Raw genomic sequence first — 17,832 nt, forward strand, 5'->3', positions numbered from 1 at the left:
GCTATCCGCACCAATCCGGTGCGACGCCGGGCGAGCACCGTCCTGCCGCCCACCGCGCGGCGCGACACACGAACGACAGGAATCCACGATGGAGAAGCAACAAGAGTCGCGCGACGCGCAGAGCCGCGAGCCACACCTGCGCAGCGTGCGGCTGACGAGCGACTTCAGCCTGCCGAAGCTGTCGGCGATCGAGATCGGCAGCTATCTGTTCGCCCTCGTCGCGATGGTGCTCGTCATCGAACTCAAGCTGCTGGGCGGGCTGCTGGCCGGCCTGCTGGTCTATCAGCTGATCCACACGATCGCCCCGGTGATCGAACGCCACACGACGAGCATGCGCGCGCGCTGGGTCTCCGTCGTGCTGCTGTCGATCGCGATCGTCGGCGGGCTCACGGGCCTGACGATCGGCATCATCGATCACTTCGAGCACACGGTACCGAACTTGCAGAGCCTGCTCGGCCAGCTGATGCAGATCGTCGAGCAGACGCGCGCCCGCACGCCGGCCTGGATCGCGAACCTGCTGCCCGTCGACGTCGAACAGATGAAAGCCAAGGCGGCGCTGCTGATGCACTCGCACATGGATCAGCTCCAGCAAGGCGGCAAGAGCGTCGCGCGCGGCTTCGGCCATGTGCTGTTCGGGATGATCATCGGCGCGATGATCGCGATCGGCGTCGAGCACGGCAAGGTGCGCCGGCCGCTGTCGACCGCGCTCGTCACGCGCGTGTCGCGCTTCGCCGAATCGTTCCGCCGGATCGTGTTCGCGCAGATCAAGATCTCGGCGATCAACGCGGCCTTCACCGGCATCTACCTGCTCGTCGCGCTGCCGATCTTCCACCAGCGGCTGCCGTTGTCCAAAACGCTCGTGCTCGTCACGTTCATCGTCGGGCTGCTGCCGGTGATCGGCAACCTGATCTCGAACACGCTGATCGTCGCGGTGTCGCTGTCGGTCAGCATGGGCACCGCGATTGCATCGCTCGCGTTCCTCGTCGTGATCCACAAGCTCGAATATTTCCTGAACGCGAAGATCATCGGCGGCCAGATCGAGTCGCGCGCGTGGGAGCTGCTGCTCGCGATGCTGATCATGGAAGCCGCGTTCGGGCTGCCGGGCGTGATCGCCGCGCCGATCTTCTATGCGTACCTGAAGCGCGAGCTGTACATGCTGCGGCTGATCTGACGCGCCGCGCGTCACGCGATAAACAAAAACGCCGCGCCCCATCCAGGGCGCGGCGTTGTTACTTGCGGGCAGGCGGACGGCCGATGGCCGACGCGCACCGCCGATCAGCGGAACACGACGGTCTTCGTCCCGTTCAGCACGATCCGGTGTTCGACGTGCCACTTCACCGCACGCGCGAGCGTCACGCACTCGACGTCGCGGCCGATCGCGGTGAGCTGGTCGGGCGTCATGCTGTGGTCGACGCGCTCGACTTCCTGCTCGATGATCGGGCCTTCGTCGAGGTCGGTCGTCACGTAGTGCGCGGTCGCGCCGATCAGCTTCACGCCGCGGTCGAACGCCTGGTAATACGGCTTCGCGCCCTTGAAGCTCGGCAGGAACGAATGATGGATGTTGATCGCGCGGCCGGCGAGCTGCTGGCACATGTTCGGCGACAGGATCTGCATGTAGCGCGCGAGCACGACGAGATCGGCCTGGTGCTCGTCGATCACTTCCAGCACGCGCGCCTCCTGCGCGGCCTTCGCCGCATCGGACGAGCCGCCCACGAGCGGGAAGTGATGAAACGGGATGTTGTAGCTCGCCGCGAGCTGGTAGAACTCCTTGTGGTTCGACACGATCGCCGGGATCTCGATCGGCAGCTGGCCGGTGCGGTAGCGGAACAGCAGGTCGTTCAGGCAGTGGCCGATCTTCGACACCATGATCACGACGCGCGGCTTCACGGCCGCGTCGTGCAGCTCCCAGCGCATCGCGAACTGCTCGGCGAGCGGTGCGAATTCCTGGCGCAGCATGTCGAGCGCCGACGCGGCATCCGCGCCGTCGGCATCCTGCTCGAAGTGCACGCGCATGAAGAACTCGCCGGTGCGGCTGTCGCCGAACTGCGCCGAGTCGAGGATGTTGTTGCTGCGCTCGAACAGGAAGCCCGAGACCGCATGAACGATGCCGTGCCGGTCAGGGCACGACAGTTTCAAGATAAAGCTGTGATCGGTCGACATGACCGCTACTCCCTTCGTTTCGGTATTCGTCAAATAGGCCGTTCGGCGCGTTACGCGGCCGGCGCGAACAGCGCGTCGATGCCCGCCGCGTCGGCCGCCGCGAGCCAGCGGTGGCGCAGCAGCGTGTCGAGTATCGCGAGGCTCGCATCCATCGTCGCGCGGCCTTCGCGCAACCAGCCGATCACCTCGGGCACGCCGGCCAGCAGGTGCTCGGCCACTTCGCCGTCCTGGTTGTGCGGCGCAAAGTCGCGCGGCAGCGGCAGGTCGTACACGAAGATCAGTTCGGACTGCGTGCCTTCCGGCAGCGAGCACAGCACCTGCACCGCCCGGCCCGCGATCGCGCGCGCCGCCAGTTCGGCCGGCATGCCGGCCTCTTCCCAGCATTCCTTCGCGAGCGTCTCGTGAACGCCCAAGCCCCAGCCGATGCCGCCCGCGACGACGTTGTCGAGCATGCCGGGGTCGGTGGCCTTGGTCGCGCTGCGGCGGCCGAGCCACATCTGCGGCGCGGCGGGCGAACCCGGCGCAGCCGCATATTCTACGATGCCGTTCAGGTGCACCGCATAAGTCTGCGTGCCGAAAAAACGCGACGCGGCGCGCTCGATATACGCGAGCGGCGGATCGTCGAAGCGGTTGCGGATCGCATAGATCTCGTCGCGCCAGCCGGGAATCGCGCCTTCGGCCGCCAGCGCGCCGATCGCGCTCGCGAGCGCCATGCTGCGCGCATCGACCGTGTCATAGCGCGCCGACAGCACGACGCGCTCGTCGCTCAGCTCGAACACGTCGGGCCAGCGCTCGAGCTTCGCGACGTCGCGGCGACGCACCCAGCCGACCTGCTCGCCCGCGATCTCGAAACGCAGGTGCGCGGCCGGATCGAAGCGGCGCGCGGCCGCAATGCACGGAAACGTCATCGGGTTCAGTCCTTCAGCGCCACGCGGATGCCGATCGCGATGAAGGTCGCGCCGGCGATCCGGTCGAGCCACACGCCGGCCTTCGGACGGCGCTTCAGCCATGCGCCGATCGCGCCCGCGCCGACGCCGAACAGCGAGAAGATCGCGGCCGTCTGCAGCATGAACAGCGCGCCGAGCTCGAACATCTGCAGCGTTACGCCCTGCGCGCCGTGCGGATCGACGAACTGCGGCAGGAACACGACGAAGAACAGCGTGACCTTCGGGTTCATCAGGTTGCCGATCACGCTCTGCCGGAAGATCGCGCGAAGCGGCTGCGGCGCACGCGCATGCGCATTCGCGAGGCCCTGGCTGCGCAGCGCCTTGATGCCGATCCACACGAGGTACGCGGCACCCGCGAGCTTGAGCATCTGGAACGCGACCGGCGACGAGCGCAGCACGGCCGCGACGCCGAGCGCCGCGAGCGTCGTATGGAACAGGATCCCGGCCGTGAAGCCGAGCGCCGCGACGAAGCCGGCCGCGCGGCCCTGCGAGATGCCGCGTGCGAGCACCTGCAGGTTGTCGGGACCGGGCGCGAACGTGATCGCGATCGACGTGGCGAGAAACAGCATGAAGTTGGGCATCGTGACCTCGCGGCGTGGGCCGGCGTTCAGTGGCCGGCGAATTCGGTGACGGTATAGACGGGCAGCCCCGCGTTGTGCAGCAGCGTCGAGCCGCCGAGATCGGGCAGGTCGATGATCGCCGCGCCCTCGACGACGACCGCGCCAAGCCGCTGCAGCAGGTTGCGCCCCGCCATCATCGTGCCGCCGGTCGCGATCAGGTCGTCCATGATGATCACGCGGTCGCCGGGGCGGCACGCGTCCTCGTGGATCTCGACCGTCGCGCTGCCGTATTCGAGGTCGTAGGATTCCGAGCGCGTCTTGTACGGCAGCTTGCCGACCTTGCGGATCGGCACGAAGCCGACGCTCAGCTCGTACGCGACGATCGGCGCGATGATGAAGCCGCGCGCGTCGAGACCCGCGACGTAGTCGAGCTTCGCATCGACATAGCGTTCGACGAACAGGTCGACGAGGATGCGCAGCGCCTTCGGGCTCTGCAGCAGCGTCGTGATGTCGCGGAACTGCACGCCCGGCTGCGGCCAGTCGGGCACGGTGCGGATCTGGCTATGGATGAAGGCGACCGGATCGAGCGGTGCGCCCGGCGACGAATGCGGCATGAAACTCTCCGAAAAAAACGGTGCGCGAAGATCGGGCACCGTTTCGAATCAATACGGGTCAGGTCAACGAAGCGCGACTCAGGCGACCGCGGCCGGCGGCTCGCGCCGATGGCGCGACAGCCGCTCTTCCGCGAGCGCGAGCGCTTCGGGCAGCCCGCGCAGCACGACGATGTCGCTCGCGCGCAGCTTGGTCAGCGGGTCAGGTTCGACACCGCGGATCCCGTGCCGGCGGATTGCCGTGACTTCCAGCCCGAGCGCATACAGCCCGAGCTCCTCCAGCGAGCGCCCGACCGCGTCCGCGCGCGCGTCGACCGGCACCGATTGTAGCCGCACCTGCTCGTGATCGTCGTCGTCCGCGTCGTCCGCGCCGTGGAAATAGCCGCGCAGCAGCCGGTAGCGCTCGTCGCGCATCTCCTCGACGCGCCGCACGACCTTGCGCATCGGCACGCCGACCAGCACCAGCGTGTGCGACGCGAGCATCAGGCTGCCCTCGACGATTTCCGGAATCACCTCGGTCGCGCCGGCCGCGAGCAGCTTCTCGAGATCGGCGTCGTCGACCGTGCGCACGATCGCCGGCAGCGTGGGCTCCAGCTCGTGCACGTGGTGCAGCACGCGCAGCGCGGACGGCGTGTTCGCATACGTGATCGCGACGGCCGCCGCGCGATGGATACCGGCCGCGAGCAGCGACTCGCGACGCGCGGCGTCACCGAACACGACCGATTCGCCGGCCGTCGCGGCCGCGCTCACGCGATCGGGATCGAGGTCCAGCGCGACGTACGAAATGCCTTCCTGCTCGAGCATGCGCGCCAGGTTCTGGCCCGCGCGGCCGTAGCCGCAGATGATCACGTGGCCGCGTTGCTTGAGGCTTTGCGTCGCGATCCGCGTCATCTGCAGCGACTGCTGCATCCATTCCGTCGACGACAGCCGCATCACGATCCGGTCGGCGTTCTGGATCAGGAACGGCGCGGCGAGCATCGACAGCAGCATCGACGCGAGGATCGCCTGCAGCAGCGTCGAATCGACGAGATGCCGGTCGAGGATCAGGTTCAGCAGCACGAAGCCGAATTCGCCGGCCTGCGCGAGCCCGATGCCGGTGCGCATCGCGACGCCCGGCGTCGCGCCGAACAGGCGCGCGAGCCCCGCGATCATCGTCCCCTTGAACAGGATCTGCCCGACGAAGAAGCCCAGCACGAGCAACGGGTGCTCCCAGATCACGCGCGCATCGAGCAGCATCCCGGTCGTCACGAAGAACAGCCCGAGCAGCACGTCGCGAAACGGCTTGATGTCCTCTTCCACCTGGTGACGGAACGGCGTCTCGGAGATCAGCATTCCCGCGATGAACGCGCCGAGCGCGAGCGACAGGCCGAAGCGGTCGGTGATGAACGCGGCGCCGAGCGTGATGAGCAGCAGGTTCAGCACGAACAGTTCCTGCGAGCGGCGCCGCGCGACCACGTTGAGCCAGCGCGTCATGAAGCGCTGGCCGATGACGAGCAGCAGCGCGAGCGCGATCACGATCTTGACCGCCGCGAAGCCGAGCGTGATCGCGAGATCCTTCGACGACTCCGCGCCGAACGCGGCGATCACGATCAGCAGCGGCACCACCGCGAGATCCTGGAACAGCAGCACGCCGAAGATGTTGCGGCCGTGCTCGGTCTCGATCTCGAGCCGCTCGGCGAGCATCTTCGACACGATCGCCGTCGACGACATCGCGAGCGCGCCGCCGAGCGCGACGCTGCCCTGCCACGTGATGTGCACCCAGCGCTCGAACAGCGCGCCGAGCGCGACCGCGAGCACGAGCGTCACGACCACCTGCAGCAGCCCGAGCCCGAACACGAGCCGCTGCATCGCCCTCAGCTTCGCGAGCGAGAATTCGAGGCCGATCGAGAACATCAGGAAGACCACGCCGAATTCCGCGAGGTGCTCGGCCCGTTCGAGGTCCGCGGCGATGCCGAATGAGTGCGGGCCAACCAGGATGCCGACGGTCAGGTAGCCGAGCATCGGCGGCAGGTTCAACGAACGAAAGACGACGACGCCCACCACCGAGGCCAGCAGCAGCAGCAGGGTCATTTCGAGCGGGGAAATCACGGGCAAAGCGTCCTCGTTCGTCGGGGCCACGGCAATGCGGGCGCGGGTGGTGGCGGGGGGCAAACGACCTCGGACGAGTCCGAAGGCGCGGCGCGGCGAACAAACGCCTTTGCTATACTCCGCGCATGATAGCGAAAATCAATGATGACCGGGCGCTCGCGCTCGCCCGCGACGTGCTCGACATCGAGGCGGACGCCGTGCGCGCGCTGCGCGACCAGCTCGACGGCGACTTCGTGCAGGCCGTCGCGCTGCTGCTCGGCTGCCGCGGCCGCGTCGTGGTATCCGGCATCGGCAAATCGGGGCATATCGCCCGCAAGATCGCGGCCACGCTGGCAAGCACCGGCACGCCGGCCTTCTTCGTCCACCCGGCCGAGGCCAGCCACGGCGATCTCGGCATGGTCACGTCGGACGACGTCTTCATCGGCATCTCCTATTCCGGCGAGTCGGAAGAGCTCGTCGCGATCCTGCCGCTCGTCAAGCGGATCGGCGCGAAGCTGATCGCGATCACGGGCCGCGCGGAATCGAGCCTCGGCACGCTCGCCGACGTGAACCTGAACGCCGCGGTGTCGAAGGAAGCGTGCCCGCTGAACCTCGCCCCCACCGCGAGCACGACCGCCGCGCTCGCGCTCGGCGACGCGCTCGCCGTCGCGGTGCTCGACGCGCGCGGCTTCGGCTCCGAGGATTTCGCGCGCTCGCATCCGGGCGGTGCGCTCGGCCGGCGCCTGCTCACCCATGTGCGCGACGTGATGCGCTCGGGCGACGACGTGCCGCGCGTCGGGCTCGACGCCACGCTGTCGGACGCGCTGTTCCAGATCACCGCGAAACGGCTGGGCATGACGGCCGTGGTCGGCGCCGACGGCCGCGTGGCCGGCATTTTCACCGACGGCGACCTGCGCCGCGTGCTCGCGCGCGAAGGCGACTTCCGCACGCTGCCGATCGTCGACGTGATGACGCGCGAACCGCGTACGATCGGCCCCGAACATCTCGCGGTCGAGGCCGTGGAACTGATGGAGCGCCACCGGATCAACCAGATGCTGGTGGTCGATGCCGACGGCGCGCTGATCGGCGCGCTGAACATGCACGACCTGTTTTCGAAGAAGGTGATCTGATGAGCGCAGCGCTGACTGCGGCCGAACGCGCGAGCCGCGTGAAGCTGATGATTTTCGACGTCGACGGCGTGCTGACCGACGGCGGCCTGCTGTTTACCGCGGCCGGCGACGCGATGAAGTCGTTCAATTCGCTCGACGGCCACGGCGTGAAGCTGCTCGGCGAGGCCGGCATCGCGACCGCGATCATCACCGGCCGCAACTCCGAGATCGTCGCGGCGCGCGCGAAGGAAATGAAGATCGCGCACCTGTTCCAGGGTGTCGAGAACAAGCTCGCCGTGTTCGCCGAGCTGACCGCGTCGCTCGACATCGGCGCCGACGCATGCGGCTACATGGGCGACGACTGGCCCGACCTGCCGGTGCTGCTGCGCTGCGGCTTCGCGGCCGCGCCGGCCAACGCGCACCCCGAGGTGATCGCCCGCGCGCACTGGGTGGCCGAGGCCCGCGGCGGCCACGGCGCGGTGCGTGAAGTCTGCGACGCGATCCTGCGCGCGCAGCGCCGCTACGACGCGCTGCTCGCGGCTGCCTGCGGAGCCTGACGGATGAACACGCATTTCCGTTGGACCCAGTTGCTGCCGCTGATCGCGGTCGCCGCGCTCGCGGGCATCACGTGGTGGCTGCTGCAAGCGACGCTGCCGCCGCCCGGCGAGGGCACCGCGCGGCCGAAGCGCCATACGCCCGACTATTTCGCGGACAACTTCTCGGTCACCGAGCTCGACCAGTCGGGCACGACCCAGTACCGGCTGACGGCCGCGAAGCTGATCCACTATGAAGACACCGACAACAGCGACCTGACCGCTCCGGCCATGCGCGCGTTCCAGCCCGGCAAGCCGGTCGTCACGACCACCGCGAAGCGCGGCACCGTCAACGGCGACGTGTCGATCGTCGACTTGTACGACGACGCGCGCATCCTGCGCGTGGCCGGCGGCGGCGATCCGCAGATGCAGGCCGATTCCCAGCATTTCCGGATCTTGGTCAATGACGATGTGATCCAGACCGAAAAGCCGGTTAAACTTCAGCGCGGCCTGTCGCTCGTCAACGCGACCGACGGCATGAAGTACAACAACGTCACCCGGGTCATCGAGCTTTACGGCAACGTGCGCGGCACGATCGCCGCGGCGGACACGTCCGGCGGCTCGAAAGGTCAATCCAGGTGACGCATCCCTCACGTGACTGCATGAACGAACCGTTCCCTCGACAGAATTCCGGCGGCGCTGCGCGCGCCGTCCGCGCCGCGCTCGCCGCGACGCTCGTGGCGCTCCCGCTCATCGGGCTGGCGCCGCTCGCCCATGCCGAGAAGGCTGACCAGAACAAGCCGATCAACGTCGAGGCGGACAACCTCACCTACGACGACCTGAAGCAGGTGACGGTCGCGACCGGCAACGTCGTGATCACGAAGGGCACGATCATCATCAAGGGCGATCGCGTCGAAGTGCGCCAGGATCCGGAAGGCTATCAGTACGCGACGTCGTTCGGCAGCGGCAAGAAGCACGCGACGTTCCGCCAGAAACGCGAAGGTCTCGACGAGTACATCGACGGCGACGCCGAGCGCATCGACTACGACGGCAAGCAGGATCTGACGACCCTGACGACCGCCGCGACCGTGCGCCGCCTGCAGGGCACGTCGACGATCGCCGACACCGTGCACGGCAGCGTGATCACGTACGACGGCCAGCGCGACTTCTACACCGCGAAGGGCGGCAAGGACGTCGCGGCGCCGGGCAATCCGAACGGCCGCGTGCGCGCGATGCTGTCGCCGAAGAGCGGCGGCCCCGGGCAGCTGAACGGCGCGCCGGCGAAGCTGTCGCCGTCGACCACGATCCAGGGAGCGCCGGGACAATGAACGCGCTACCGAATCGCCAGCCGGCCGGCGCGACGAGTTCGCTCGTCGTGCGCAACCTGAAGAAACGCTACGGCTCGCGCACGGTCGTCAAGGACGTGTCGCTCGACGTGAAGAGCGGCGAAGTCGTCGGCCTGCTCGGCCCGAACGGCGCCGGCAAGACGACGTCGTTCTACATGATCGTCGGCCTCGTGCCGCTCGACGCGGGCGAGATCTCGCTGAACGGCAGCTCGATCAGCCTGCTGCCGATCCACAAGCGTGCATCGCTCGGCCTGTCGTACCTGCCGCAGGAAGCGTCGGTGTTCCGCAAGCTGACCGTCGAGGAAAACATCCGCGCGGTGCTCGAGCTGCAGCATGGCGACGACGGCAAGCGCCTGTCGAAGGACGCGATCGCGGCGCGCACCGAGGAGCTGCTCGACGAACTGCAGATCGGCCACCTGCGCGAGAACCCCGCGCTGTCGCTGTCGGGCGGCGAACGCCGTCGCGTCGAGATCGCGCGTGCGCTTGCGACCAGCCCGAACTTCATCCTGCTCGACGAACCGTTCGCCGGCGTCGATCCGATCGCGGTGCTCGAGATCCAGAAGATCGTCAAGTTCCTGAAGCAGCGCAACATCGGCGTGTTGATCACCGATCACAACGTCCGCGAAACGCTCGGCATCTGCGACCACGCGTACATCATCAGCGACGGTTCGGTGCTCGCCGCCGGCGCGCCCAGCGAAATCATCGAAAACGAAAGCGTGCGCCGCGTGTACCTCGGCGAACACTTCCGCATGTAACCTCCCCTTTTTGTGGCTGGCAGCACCCCGCCCGGCATCGCCGCGCGGGGCGGCGCCCGTGCGCCCCGCGCGGCGGCCCTCTCCGCGGCCGGGCGCCGCGCCGCGCGTAATCGCCGATGGCTCAATGCGGGTCGGTCGTGGCAAACTGCCGGTATGACTCCCTCTCTGCCATGAAAGCCAGCCTTCAACTCCGCCTGTCGCAACACCTGGCGCTGACCCCGCAACTGCAGCAGTCGATCCGGCTCCTGCAACTGTCGACGCTCGAACTGCAGCAGGAAGTCGCGATGGCCGTCGCGCAAAATCCGTTGCTCGAAAACGAAGACGAATGGATCACGAGTCCGCTGCGTGTCGCGTCGGACGGATCGCTGATCGCACAGGGGCCTTCCGGACAGAACATCGAGCCGGGCCCCGCGAACGGCAGCAGCCCGTCGAGCGAGCGCACCGAGCGCGACGAGCCGGCCGGCGCCGACGAATACGACGGCTACGGGTCGGGCGACGCCGGCGACGGCCCGCAGTGGAATCTGGACGAGTACGGCCGCTCGAGCGGCGCGTCGGACGATGACGACCTCCCGCCGCTGCAGGTGCAGGAAGCCGCGACGTCGCTGCGCGACCACCTGTCCGCGCAGTTGCGCATGACGCAGGCCAGCCCGCGCGATCGCGCACTCGTGATGTTCCTGATCGAATCGCTCGACGACGACGGCTACCTGACCGCGTCGCTCGACGAAGTGCTCTCCGACCTGCCGCCGGAACTGGAAGTCGACTGCGACGAACTGAATGCTGCGCTCGCGCTGCTGCACAGCTTCGACCCGGCCGGGGTCGGGGCCCGCTCGGCCTCCGAATGCCTGAAGCTGCAGTTGCTGCGCCTCGATCCGTCCCCCACCCGCACGCTCGCACTGGAGATCGTGTCGCAGCACCTCGAGCTGCTCGCGGCGCGCGACTTCACGCGGCTGCGCAAGCACCTGAAGGCGAGCGACGACGCGCTGCGCGACGCGCACGCGCTGATCCGCTCGCTGGAGCCGTTCCCAGGCGCCGCGTACGGCAAGGCCGAGGCCGACTACGTCGTGCCCGACATCATCGTGAAGAAGGCCGGCCAGGGCTGGCTCGCGGAACTCAATCCTGAAGTGATGCCGCGCCTGCGGATCAACAACCTGTACGCGAACATCCTGCGCAACAGCCGCGGCGATCCGTCGGCCGGGTCGCTCAAGCAGCAGCTCCAGGAAGCACGCTGGCTGATCAAGAACATCCAGCAGCGATTCGACACGATCCTGCGTGTCGCGCAGGCCATTGTCGAACGTCAAAAGAATTTCTTCGCGCATGGTGAAATCGCCATGCGCCCCTTGGTTTTGCGGGAAATAGCTGATACGCTGGGCCTACACGAGTCGACTGTCAGCCGTGTGACAACAGGCAAGTACATGCTGACCCCGTTCGGTACACTGGAATTCAAGTACTTCTTCGGGTCACACGTTTCGACCGACACCGGAGGCGCCGCATCGTCGACCGCCATCCGAGCCCTGATCAAGCAACTGATAGGAGCTGAAGACCCAAAATCGCCACTTTCGGACAGCCGCATTGCCGAGCTGCTGGCAGAACAGGGTTTCGTGGTTGCGCGCCGCACGGTTGCCAAGTATCGCGAAGCCCTCAAAATCCCGGCAGTGAATCTGCGCAAGTCTCTTTAGCCTGCTGCCTGCCCGGCGGCAGGCGTCTTCCGGCCACCGCGCACACGGGGGACAGCCGGGCGACCTGTCCGCGAATTTGCCGCCACGTGCGGCAAGGGCAAGTCGACCGGAGCGCCGCCTCGATGCGGCCGGGTGGTCACTCGCTTGGAGAAGCACTATGAACCTGAAGATCAGTGGACATCATCTCGAAGTCACGCCTGCAATTCGCGAATACGTGATCACCAAGCTGGACAGGGTGCTACGCCATAGCGATCAGGTGATCGATGGCACTGTGATCCTCTCGGTCGACAACCACAAGGAAAAGGACAAGCAGCAGCGCGCGGAAATCAATCTGCACCTGAAGGGCAAGGACATCTTCGTCGAAAGCGCAAACGGCAACCTCTACGCTGCGATCGATCTGCTGATCGACAAGCTGGATCGCCAGGTCGTCAAGCACATGGAGCGTCTGCAGACCCATGCGCACGACCCGATCAAGCTGCAGCCGTCGATCGACCAGATCGAACTGCCGCCGCAATAACGTTCACCGCAACACCCACGCCGCCCGGTTCGCCGGGCGTTTTTTTTGAGTCCGAGCGGCAGTGGTGCGACCGGTCCGTCCATGCCGCGCCACGCACGCGCCTGTGCTCTATAATGTCCCGGTTATCGCCGGGGGGCGTTGGGTGCGGTAGCTGCCTTGCAGGTTGCCGATGCCAAACGCCTTGATATCGCCGAACATGGAAAATCAGTCTGCCGCCGCAAGGAGACCCCAGGCCGCCCAATCGCCTGCCAACATGAATCGCCTAGCCAAAATCCTGCCCATAGAGAACGTCGTCATCGACCTCTCCGTCACCAGCAAGAAACGCGTCTTCGAACAAGCCGGGCTGATGTTCGAGAATCAGAACGGCGTCGCCCGCAGCACCGTCACGGACAACCTGTTCGCGCGCGAGCGCCTCGGCTCGACCGGGCTCGGCGAGGGCGTCGCGATTCCGCACGGGCGCATCAAGGGGCTCAAGCACCCGCTCGCCGCGTTCGTGCGGCTCGCCGATGCGATCCCGTTCGAAGCGCCCGACGGCCAGCCGGTCGGTCTCCTGATTTTCCTGCTCGTCCCCGAGCAAGCTACTCAACAGCACCTCGAGATCCTGTCGGAAATCGCGCAACTGCTATCCGATCGCGACGCACGCGAGCGTCTGCACAACGAAACAGATCTCGCCGAGTTGCATCGCGTGCTCACTCAGTGGCAACCTTGAGTTGATCCGGGCGGAATATTTTCCCGAACGAGGCGGCACGCGCCGCCGTCCAGGGCCGCCCGGCGCCGGTCCGGCATGGCGACGCCCGTCGCCGCGCACATGCACCGGCTCATTGGAGTGACGAAAGTCATGGATACGTCCAGCATCAACGCCCAGAGCATCTTCGACGACAACGCGGCCACGCTGAAACTGAGCTGGCTGACGGGGCATGAAGGCTGGGAGCGCGGTTTTTCGGCCGACACCGTCGCCAACGCGACGTCGAGCGCCGACCTCGTCGGCCACCTGAACCTGATCCACCCGAACCGGATCCAGGTGCTCGGCGAAGCCGAAATCGACTACTACCAGCGGCAGACCGACGAAGACCGCTCGCGCCACATGGCCGAGCTGATCGCGCTCGAACCGCCGTTTCTCGTCGTCGCCGGCGGCGCCGCCGCGCCGCCCGAACTCGTGCTGCGCTGTACGCGCTCGTCCACGCCGTTGTTCACGACGCCGATGTCGGCCGCCGCGGTGATCGACAGCCTGCGGCTCTACATGTCGCGCATCCTCGCACCGCGCGCGACGCTGCACGGCGTGTTCCTCGACATCCTCGGGATGGGCGTGCTGCTCACCGGCGACTCCGGGCTCGGCAAGAGCGAACTCGGCCTCGAACTCATCAGCCGCGGCCACGGCCTCGTCGCCGACGATGCCGTCGACTTCGTCCGACTTGGCCCCGATTTCGTCGAAGGCCGCTGCCCGCCGCTGCTGCAGAACCTGCTCGAAGTGCGCGGCCTCGGCCTGCTCGACATCAAGACGATCTTCGGTGAAACCGCCGTGCGCCGGAAAATGAAGCTGAAGCTGATCGTCCAGCTCGTGCGCCGCCCGGACGGCGAATTCCAGCGGCTGCCGCTGGAAAGCCAGACGGTCGACGTGCTCGGCTTGCCGATCAGCAAGGTCACGATCCAGGTTGCGGCCGGCCGCAACCTCGCGGTGCTGGTCGAGGCGGCCGTGCGGAACACGATCCTGCAGCTGCGCGGCATCGACACGTTGCGCGATTTCATGGATCGGCAACGACTCGCGATGCAGGATCCCGACAGTCAGTTCCCCGGCAAGCTCGTGTAACCACCCCGCGCCGGCCTCGCAGCGCCGACGCGTCGAGCCGGTGCTATGATGAAACGTCAGGATTCTCAGCTTCCCATGCGTATCGTCCTCATCACCGGCATCTCCGGCTCAGGCAAGTCCGTTGCGCTGAATGCGCTTGAAGACGCAGGCTACTACTGCGTCGACAACCTGCCGCCGCACGTGCTCCCAGAACTCGCCCGCTACCTGGCCGATGGCGGCCAGCATCGGCTCGCGGTCGCAATCGATGCGCGTTCCAGCGCGTCGCTCGACGAATTGCCCGGCCTGATCCGCTCGCTGTCGCTCGAGCACGATGTCCGCGTGCTGTTCCTCAACGCGAGCACGCAGGCGCTGATCCAGCGTTTCTCCGAAACACGCCGACGCCACCCGCTGTCCGGTTCGCCGTCGCACGACGCGAACATCGGGCTGCTGTCGTCGCTCGAGGAAGCGATCGAGCGCGAGCGCGACCTGGTCGCGCCGCTCGCCGAATTCGGTCATCAGATCGATACGAGCACCCTGCGCGCGAACGTGCTGCGCACGTGGGTCAAGCGCTTCATCGAGCAGAAGAACAACGACCTGATGGTGATGTTCGAGTCATTCGGCTTCAAGCGCGGCGTGCCGCTCGATGCCGACCTGATGTTCGACGTGCGCGCGCTGCCGAATCCGTACTACGACCACGAGCTGCGCCCGCTCACCGGGCTGGACCAGCCGGTCATCGCCTTTCTCGACGCACTGCCGATCGTCCACCAGATGATCGACGACATCCATGCGTTCCTGATGAAATGGCTGCCGCACTTTCGCGAAGACAACCGCAGCTACCTGACCGTCGCCATCGGCTGCACGGGCGGTCAGCATCGCTCGGTGTTCATCGCGGAAACGCTCGCCGCGCGCCTTGCGCACGATGCGAACGTGATCGTGCGGCATCGTGACGCGCCAGTGGATGTCGACGCGTCGTCGCGGCTCGTCACCGAGGTCGACCGACCTTAGCGACACCGCCCTCTCCCCGGCGCGCCATGTCCACCCTATCGACCACCCTGATCGACCTGCCGCTGTTTCCGCTGCACACGGTGCTGTTTCCCGGTGGCTGGCTGCCGCTCAAGGTGTTCGAGGCGCGCTATCTCGACATGTCCCGCGCATGCCTGCGCGACGACGCACCGTTCGGCGTGTGCCTGCTCAAGAGCGGCCCCGAAGTCGCGCAGGACGGCGCCGTGTCGGTGCCCGAGACCATCGGCTGCATGGCGCGCATCACCGAGTGCGATACCGGCGAATTCGGGATGCTGTACCTGGAGGCGATCGGCACGCAGCGTTTCGAGCTGCTGTCGTATCGCATCGAAGGCAACGGGCTGCTGGTCGGGATCGCCGAGCCGCTGCCCGACGACATCCCGCTCGAAGGCGAGCAGGCGCTCGCGCAATTCGGCTCGTGCGCCGAGGTGCTCGAGCGCATCATCGAAGCGCTGAAGAAATCCGAACCGGGCAAGCTGCCGTTCGCCGAACCGTTCCGCCTCGACGATCCGAGCTGGGTGTCGAACCGCCTCGCGGAACTGCTGCCGCTCGACCTGCGCGCGCGGCAGAAGCTGATGGAGTTTCCGGACGTCGGCGCGCGGATCGATGCCGTGCACCACGTGCTCGACCGGCACGGATGGCTGTAGGTATCGGCTGCCTGTCACATCGCAGCGGTGCCGACGCCGCACGTCGCCGAACGGATGGATGCTCCGCGGCGACCGGGCGCCTCCCTTTCTCTCTTTCGTTACAGCAGCGGCCCGCTCAGCGCATCGAGCAGCTTGCGCACCGGCGCCGGCACGCCGTAAGCAGCGAGCCCGCTCAGCGGCACCCACGCCGTCTCGGCATCCTGCGCGTGCGCGGCCGGCAGCCCGCCGTTCGTCATGTCGCTCAGCCGCGGCTCGATCTCGAGCCTGAAATGCGTGAACGTGTGCGTAAACGGTGCGAGCGGCACCGGGCCGCCGCCGCCGAAGCCGCGTGCGAGTGCCGCGAGCGCGGCATCGCCGTCCGCCTGCGGCAGGCACCACAGGCCGCCCCAGATACCGGCTGGCGGACGCCGCTCGAGCAGCACGGCGTCGCCGTCGCGCAGCACGAGCATCCAGGTCTTGCGCGTCGGCACGGCCTTCTTCGGCCGCGCGGCCGGCAGTTCGCGCTGGCGGCCCGTCGATTGCGCGACGCAGTCGCCCACGAACGGACAGCGCGCGCAATCCGGCTTGCCGCGCACGCACAGCGTCGCGCCGAGATCCATCAGCCCCTGCGTATAGGCGCTCACGTCGGCCTCGTTCGCGGCATCGGGCAGCAGCGATTCGGCCAACGCCCACATGTCGTTCTCGACACGCTTCTCGCCCGGAAAGCCTTCGACGCCGAACACCCGCGCGAGCACGCGCTTCACGTTGCCGTCGAGGATCGTCGCGCGCGCACCGTACGCGAACGATGCGATCGCCGCGGCCGTCGAGCGGCCGATGCCCGGCAGTTCGGCGAGCGCGTCGGGCGTCGACGGGAATACTCCGCCATGCTCGGCGACGACGACCTGCGCGCAGCGGTGCAGGTTGCGCGCGCGCGAGTAGTAGCCGAGGCCGGCCCACAGCGCCATCACGTCGTCGGCCGGGGCGGCCGCGAGCGCGGCGACGTCGGGAAAGCGTTCGAGAAAGCGCAGGTAGTACGGGATGACCGTCGATACCTGCGTCTGCTGAAGCATGATTTCCGACAGCCAGATCCGGTACGGATCGCGGGTGTTCTGCCACGGCAGGTCGTGGCGGCCGTGCGTGCGCTGCCATGCGATCAGGCGCGTGGCGAACGTGCGGTGCAGCGGCGTGACGGGGAACGGAGCGGGAGCAATGCGGGGCGGCTTCAAGTGTTCGAATCTTCGGAAAAAGGTTTCAACGGGGCTCAACGCTGGCAGGTCGGGCAGAAATAGGTCGAGCGCTGGCCCTGCACGATCTGGCGGATCGGCGTGCCGCATACGCGGCAAGGCAGCCCCGCACGGTCGTAGACGAAGCAGTCGAGCTGGAAATAGCCGCTTTCGCCGTTGCTGCCGACAAAGTCGCGCAACGTGCTGCCGCCGCGCTCGATCGCGTCGGCGAGCGTCGCGCGCACCGCGTCGGCCAGTCGCTCGTAGCGCGGCAGCGATACCTTGCCGGCGGCGGTCGTCGGCCGGATGCCGGCGCGAAACAGGCTCTCCGACGCATAGATGTTGCCGACGCCGACGACCATGTCGCCCGCGAGCAGCGCCTGCTTGACCGACACCGTGCGCCCGCGCGTGCGCGCGTGCAGCAGCGCGCCGGTGAACGCCGGCGAGAACGGCTCGACGCCGAGGCTCGCGAGCAGCGGATGCGCATGCACGTCGCCCGCTTCGCGCGCGTGCCACAGCACGGCGCCGAAGCGGCGCGGATCGCGAAAGCGCAGCACGAACTCGTCGAAGATCCAGTCGATGTGGTCGTGTTTAGCGGCGACCGGCACGCCGGCCGCGGGCAGCACGCGCAGCGTGCCCGTCATGCCGAGATGCACGATGAACCAGCCCGCGTCGACCTCGAACAGCAGGTACTTGCCGCGACGCTCGACGGCGAGCACCTCGCGCGCGCGCAATTGCTCCGCGAGCCCCGCCGGCACGGGCCAGCGCAGCATCGCGGTACGGACGTCGACACGCTCGACGCGGCGGCCCGCGACAAAGGGCTCGATGCCCCGGCGCGTGACTTCGACTTCTGGCAACTCTGGCATGTTTTGCGGGTCTGAAACGGCATTCACGAT

At 67.4% G+C, this 17,832-nt stretch carries 19 protein-coding genes; 12 read left to right on the forward strand and 7 right to left on the reverse strand.

Annotation, left to right across the window (positions count from 1 at the left end; all coding sequences use genetic code 11):
• Nucleotides 1–88: 88 nt before the first annotated feature.
• Complete coding sequence (locus tag FFI87_RS14625; RefSeq protein WP_011657954.1) at nucleotides 89–1,171, forward strand: AI-2E family transporter; 1,083 nt, start codon at nucleotides 89–91, stop codon at nucleotides 1,169–1,171.
• A gap of 104 nt (nucleotides 1,172–1,275) precedes the next feature.
• On the opposite strand, the gene purU is transcribed toward FFI87_RS14625, so the two are convergent.
• From purU to FFI87_RS14650, 5 genes are all read right to left on the reverse strand, one after another.
• Nucleotides 1,276–2,160, reverse strand: a complete 885-nt coding sequence (gene purU / locus FFI87_RS14630; RefSeq protein ID WP_138847141.1) for a formyltetrahydrofolate deformylase — start codon at nucleotides 2,158–2,160, stop codon at nucleotides 1,276–1,278.
• A gap of 50 nt (nucleotides 2,161–2,210) precedes the next feature.
• Entirely contained in the window at nucleotides 2,211–3,068 is an 858-nt protein-coding gene (locus FFI87_RS14635) for an NUDIX hydrolase (protein ID WP_012364728.1), read from the reverse strand.
• Between the two features lie 5 nt (nucleotides 3,069–3,073).
• A complete protein-coding gene (locus tag FFI87_RS14640) occupies nucleotides 3,074–3,688 on the reverse strand; it encodes a LysE family translocator (RefSeq protein WP_012364729.1) in 615 nt (204 codons plus the stop codon).
• Between the two features lie 26 nt (nucleotides 3,689–3,714).
• Entirely contained in the window at nucleotides 3,715–4,281 is a 567-nt protein-coding gene (locus FFI87_RS14645) for an adenine phosphoribosyltransferase (protein ID WP_138847140.1), read from the reverse strand.
• Between the two features lie 78 nt (nucleotides 4,282–4,359).
• Nucleotides 4,360–6,366, reverse strand: a complete 2,007-nt coding sequence (locus FFI87_RS14650) for a monovalent cation:proton antiporter family protein (protein WP_041489955.1) — start codon at nucleotides 6,364–6,366, stop codon at nucleotides 4,360–4,362.
• A gap of 125 nt (nucleotides 6,367–6,491) precedes the next feature.
• Between FFI87_RS14650 and kdsD the strand changes: the two genes are divergently transcribed.
• The 11 genes from kdsD to FFI87_RS14705 all read left to right on the forward strand — a co-directional run bounded on the left by kdsD (nucleotide 6,492) and on the right by FFI87_RS14705 (nucleotide 15,734).
• Nucleotides 6,492–7,475: an arabinose 5-phosphate isomerase KdsD gene (gene kdsD, locus FFI87_RS14655; RefSeq protein WP_006752621.1), complete on the forward strand. Its 984-nt coding sequence runs from the start codon at nucleotides 6,492–6,494 to the stop codon at nucleotides 7,473–7,475.
• On the forward strand, nucleotides 7,475–8,011 hold the full coding sequence (locus FFI87_RS14660) for a KdsC family phosphatase (protein ID WP_011657961.1): 537 nt from the start codon (nucleotides 7,475–7,477) through the stop codon (nucleotides 8,009–8,011). Before kdsD ends, FFI87_RS14660 begins: the two co-directional genes overlap by 1 nt.
• Nucleotides 8,012–8,014: 3 nt before the next feature.
• Entirely contained in the window at nucleotides 8,015–8,629 is a 615-nt protein-coding gene (gene lptC, locus FFI87_RS14665) for an LPS export ABC transporter periplasmic protein LptC (RefSeq protein WP_138847139.1), read from the forward strand.
• A 20-nt stretch (nucleotides 8,630–8,649) separates the two neighbouring features.
• Entirely contained in the window at nucleotides 8,650–9,315 is a 666-nt protein-coding gene (lptA, locus tag FFI87_RS14670) for a lipopolysaccharide transport periplasmic protein LptA (protein WP_011657963.1), read from the forward strand.
• Nucleotides 9,312–10,088 (forward strand): LPS export ABC transporter ATP-binding protein, encoded by a 777-nt coding sequence (gene lptB, locus FFI87_RS14675; protein WP_006752625.1) that lies wholly within the window; start codon nucleotides 9,312–9,314, stop codon nucleotides 10,086–10,088. Before lptA ends, lptB begins: the two co-directional genes overlap by 4 nt.
• A gap of 170 nt (nucleotides 10,089–10,258) precedes the next feature.
• Nucleotides 10,259–11,764 carry an RNA polymerase factor sigma-54 gene (locus tag FFI87_RS14680; protein ID WP_138847138.1) on the forward strand — a complete coding sequence of 502 codons (1,506 nt, stop codon included), beginning with the start codon at nucleotides 10,259–10,261 and terminating at the stop codon, nucleotides 11,762–11,764.
• A 157-nt stretch (nucleotides 11,765–11,921) separates the two neighbouring features.
• Nucleotides 11,922–12,281 (forward strand): ribosome hibernation-promoting factor, HPF/YfiA family, encoded by a 360-nt coding sequence (hpf, locus tag FFI87_RS14685; RefSeq protein WP_006477786.1) that lies wholly within the window; start codon nucleotides 11,922–11,924, stop codon nucleotides 12,279–12,281.
• 169 nt (nucleotides 12,282–12,450) lie between these two features.
• A complete protein-coding gene (locus FFI87_RS14690; RefSeq protein WP_006752627.1) occupies nucleotides 12,451–12,990 on the forward strand; it encodes a PTS sugar transporter subunit IIA in 540 nt (179 codons plus the stop codon).
• A gap of 129 nt (nucleotides 12,991–13,119) precedes the next feature.
• The gene (gene hprK / locus FFI87_RS14695; RefSeq protein ID WP_010090664.1) at nucleotides 13,120–14,088 is read left to right on the forward strand and encodes an HPr(Ser) kinase/phosphatase; all 969 of its coding nucleotides are present in this window, start codon (nucleotides 13,120–13,122) and stop codon (nucleotides 14,086–14,088) included.
• Nucleotides 14,089–14,163: 75 nt separating this feature from the next.
• The gene (gene rapZ / locus FFI87_RS14700; protein WP_041489859.1) at nucleotides 14,164–15,072 is read left to right on the forward strand and encodes an RNase adapter RapZ; all 909 of its coding nucleotides are present in this window, start codon (nucleotides 14,164–14,166) and stop codon (nucleotides 15,070–15,072) included.
• A gap of 26 nt (nucleotides 15,073–15,098) precedes the next feature.
• Nucleotides 15,099–15,734, forward strand: coding sequence for an LON peptidase substrate-binding domain-containing protein (locus FFI87_RS14705; protein ID WP_138847137.1), 636 nt, complete (start codon nucleotides 15,099–15,101; stop codon nucleotides 15,732–15,734).
• Nucleotides 15,735–15,832: 98 nt separating this feature from the next.
• On the opposite strand, the gene mutY is transcribed toward FFI87_RS14705, so the two are convergent.
• Together mutY and mutM are read right to left on the reverse strand one after the other, a co-directional pair.
• Nucleotides 15,833–16,939 (reverse strand): A/G-specific adenine glycosylase, encoded by a 1,107-nt coding sequence (mutY, locus tag FFI87_RS14710; protein WP_138847136.1) that lies wholly within the window; start codon nucleotides 16,937–16,939, stop codon nucleotides 15,833–15,835.
• A gap of 35 nt (nucleotides 16,940–16,974) precedes the next feature.
• A complete protein-coding gene (gene mutM / locus FFI87_RS14715; protein WP_006759023.1) occupies nucleotides 16,975–17,802 on the reverse strand; it encodes a bifunctional DNA-formamidopyrimidine glycosylase/DNA-(apurinic or apyrimidinic site) lyase in 828 nt (275 codons plus the stop codon).
• Nucleotides 17,803–17,832: the final 30 nt, after the last annotated feature.

This window comes from Burkholderia sp. KBS0801 (assembly GCF_005937855.2).
In the GTDB taxonomy this organism is placed as follows: domain Bacteria; phylum Pseudomonadota; class Gammaproteobacteria; order Burkholderiales; family Burkholderiaceae; genus Burkholderia; species Burkholderia ambifaria.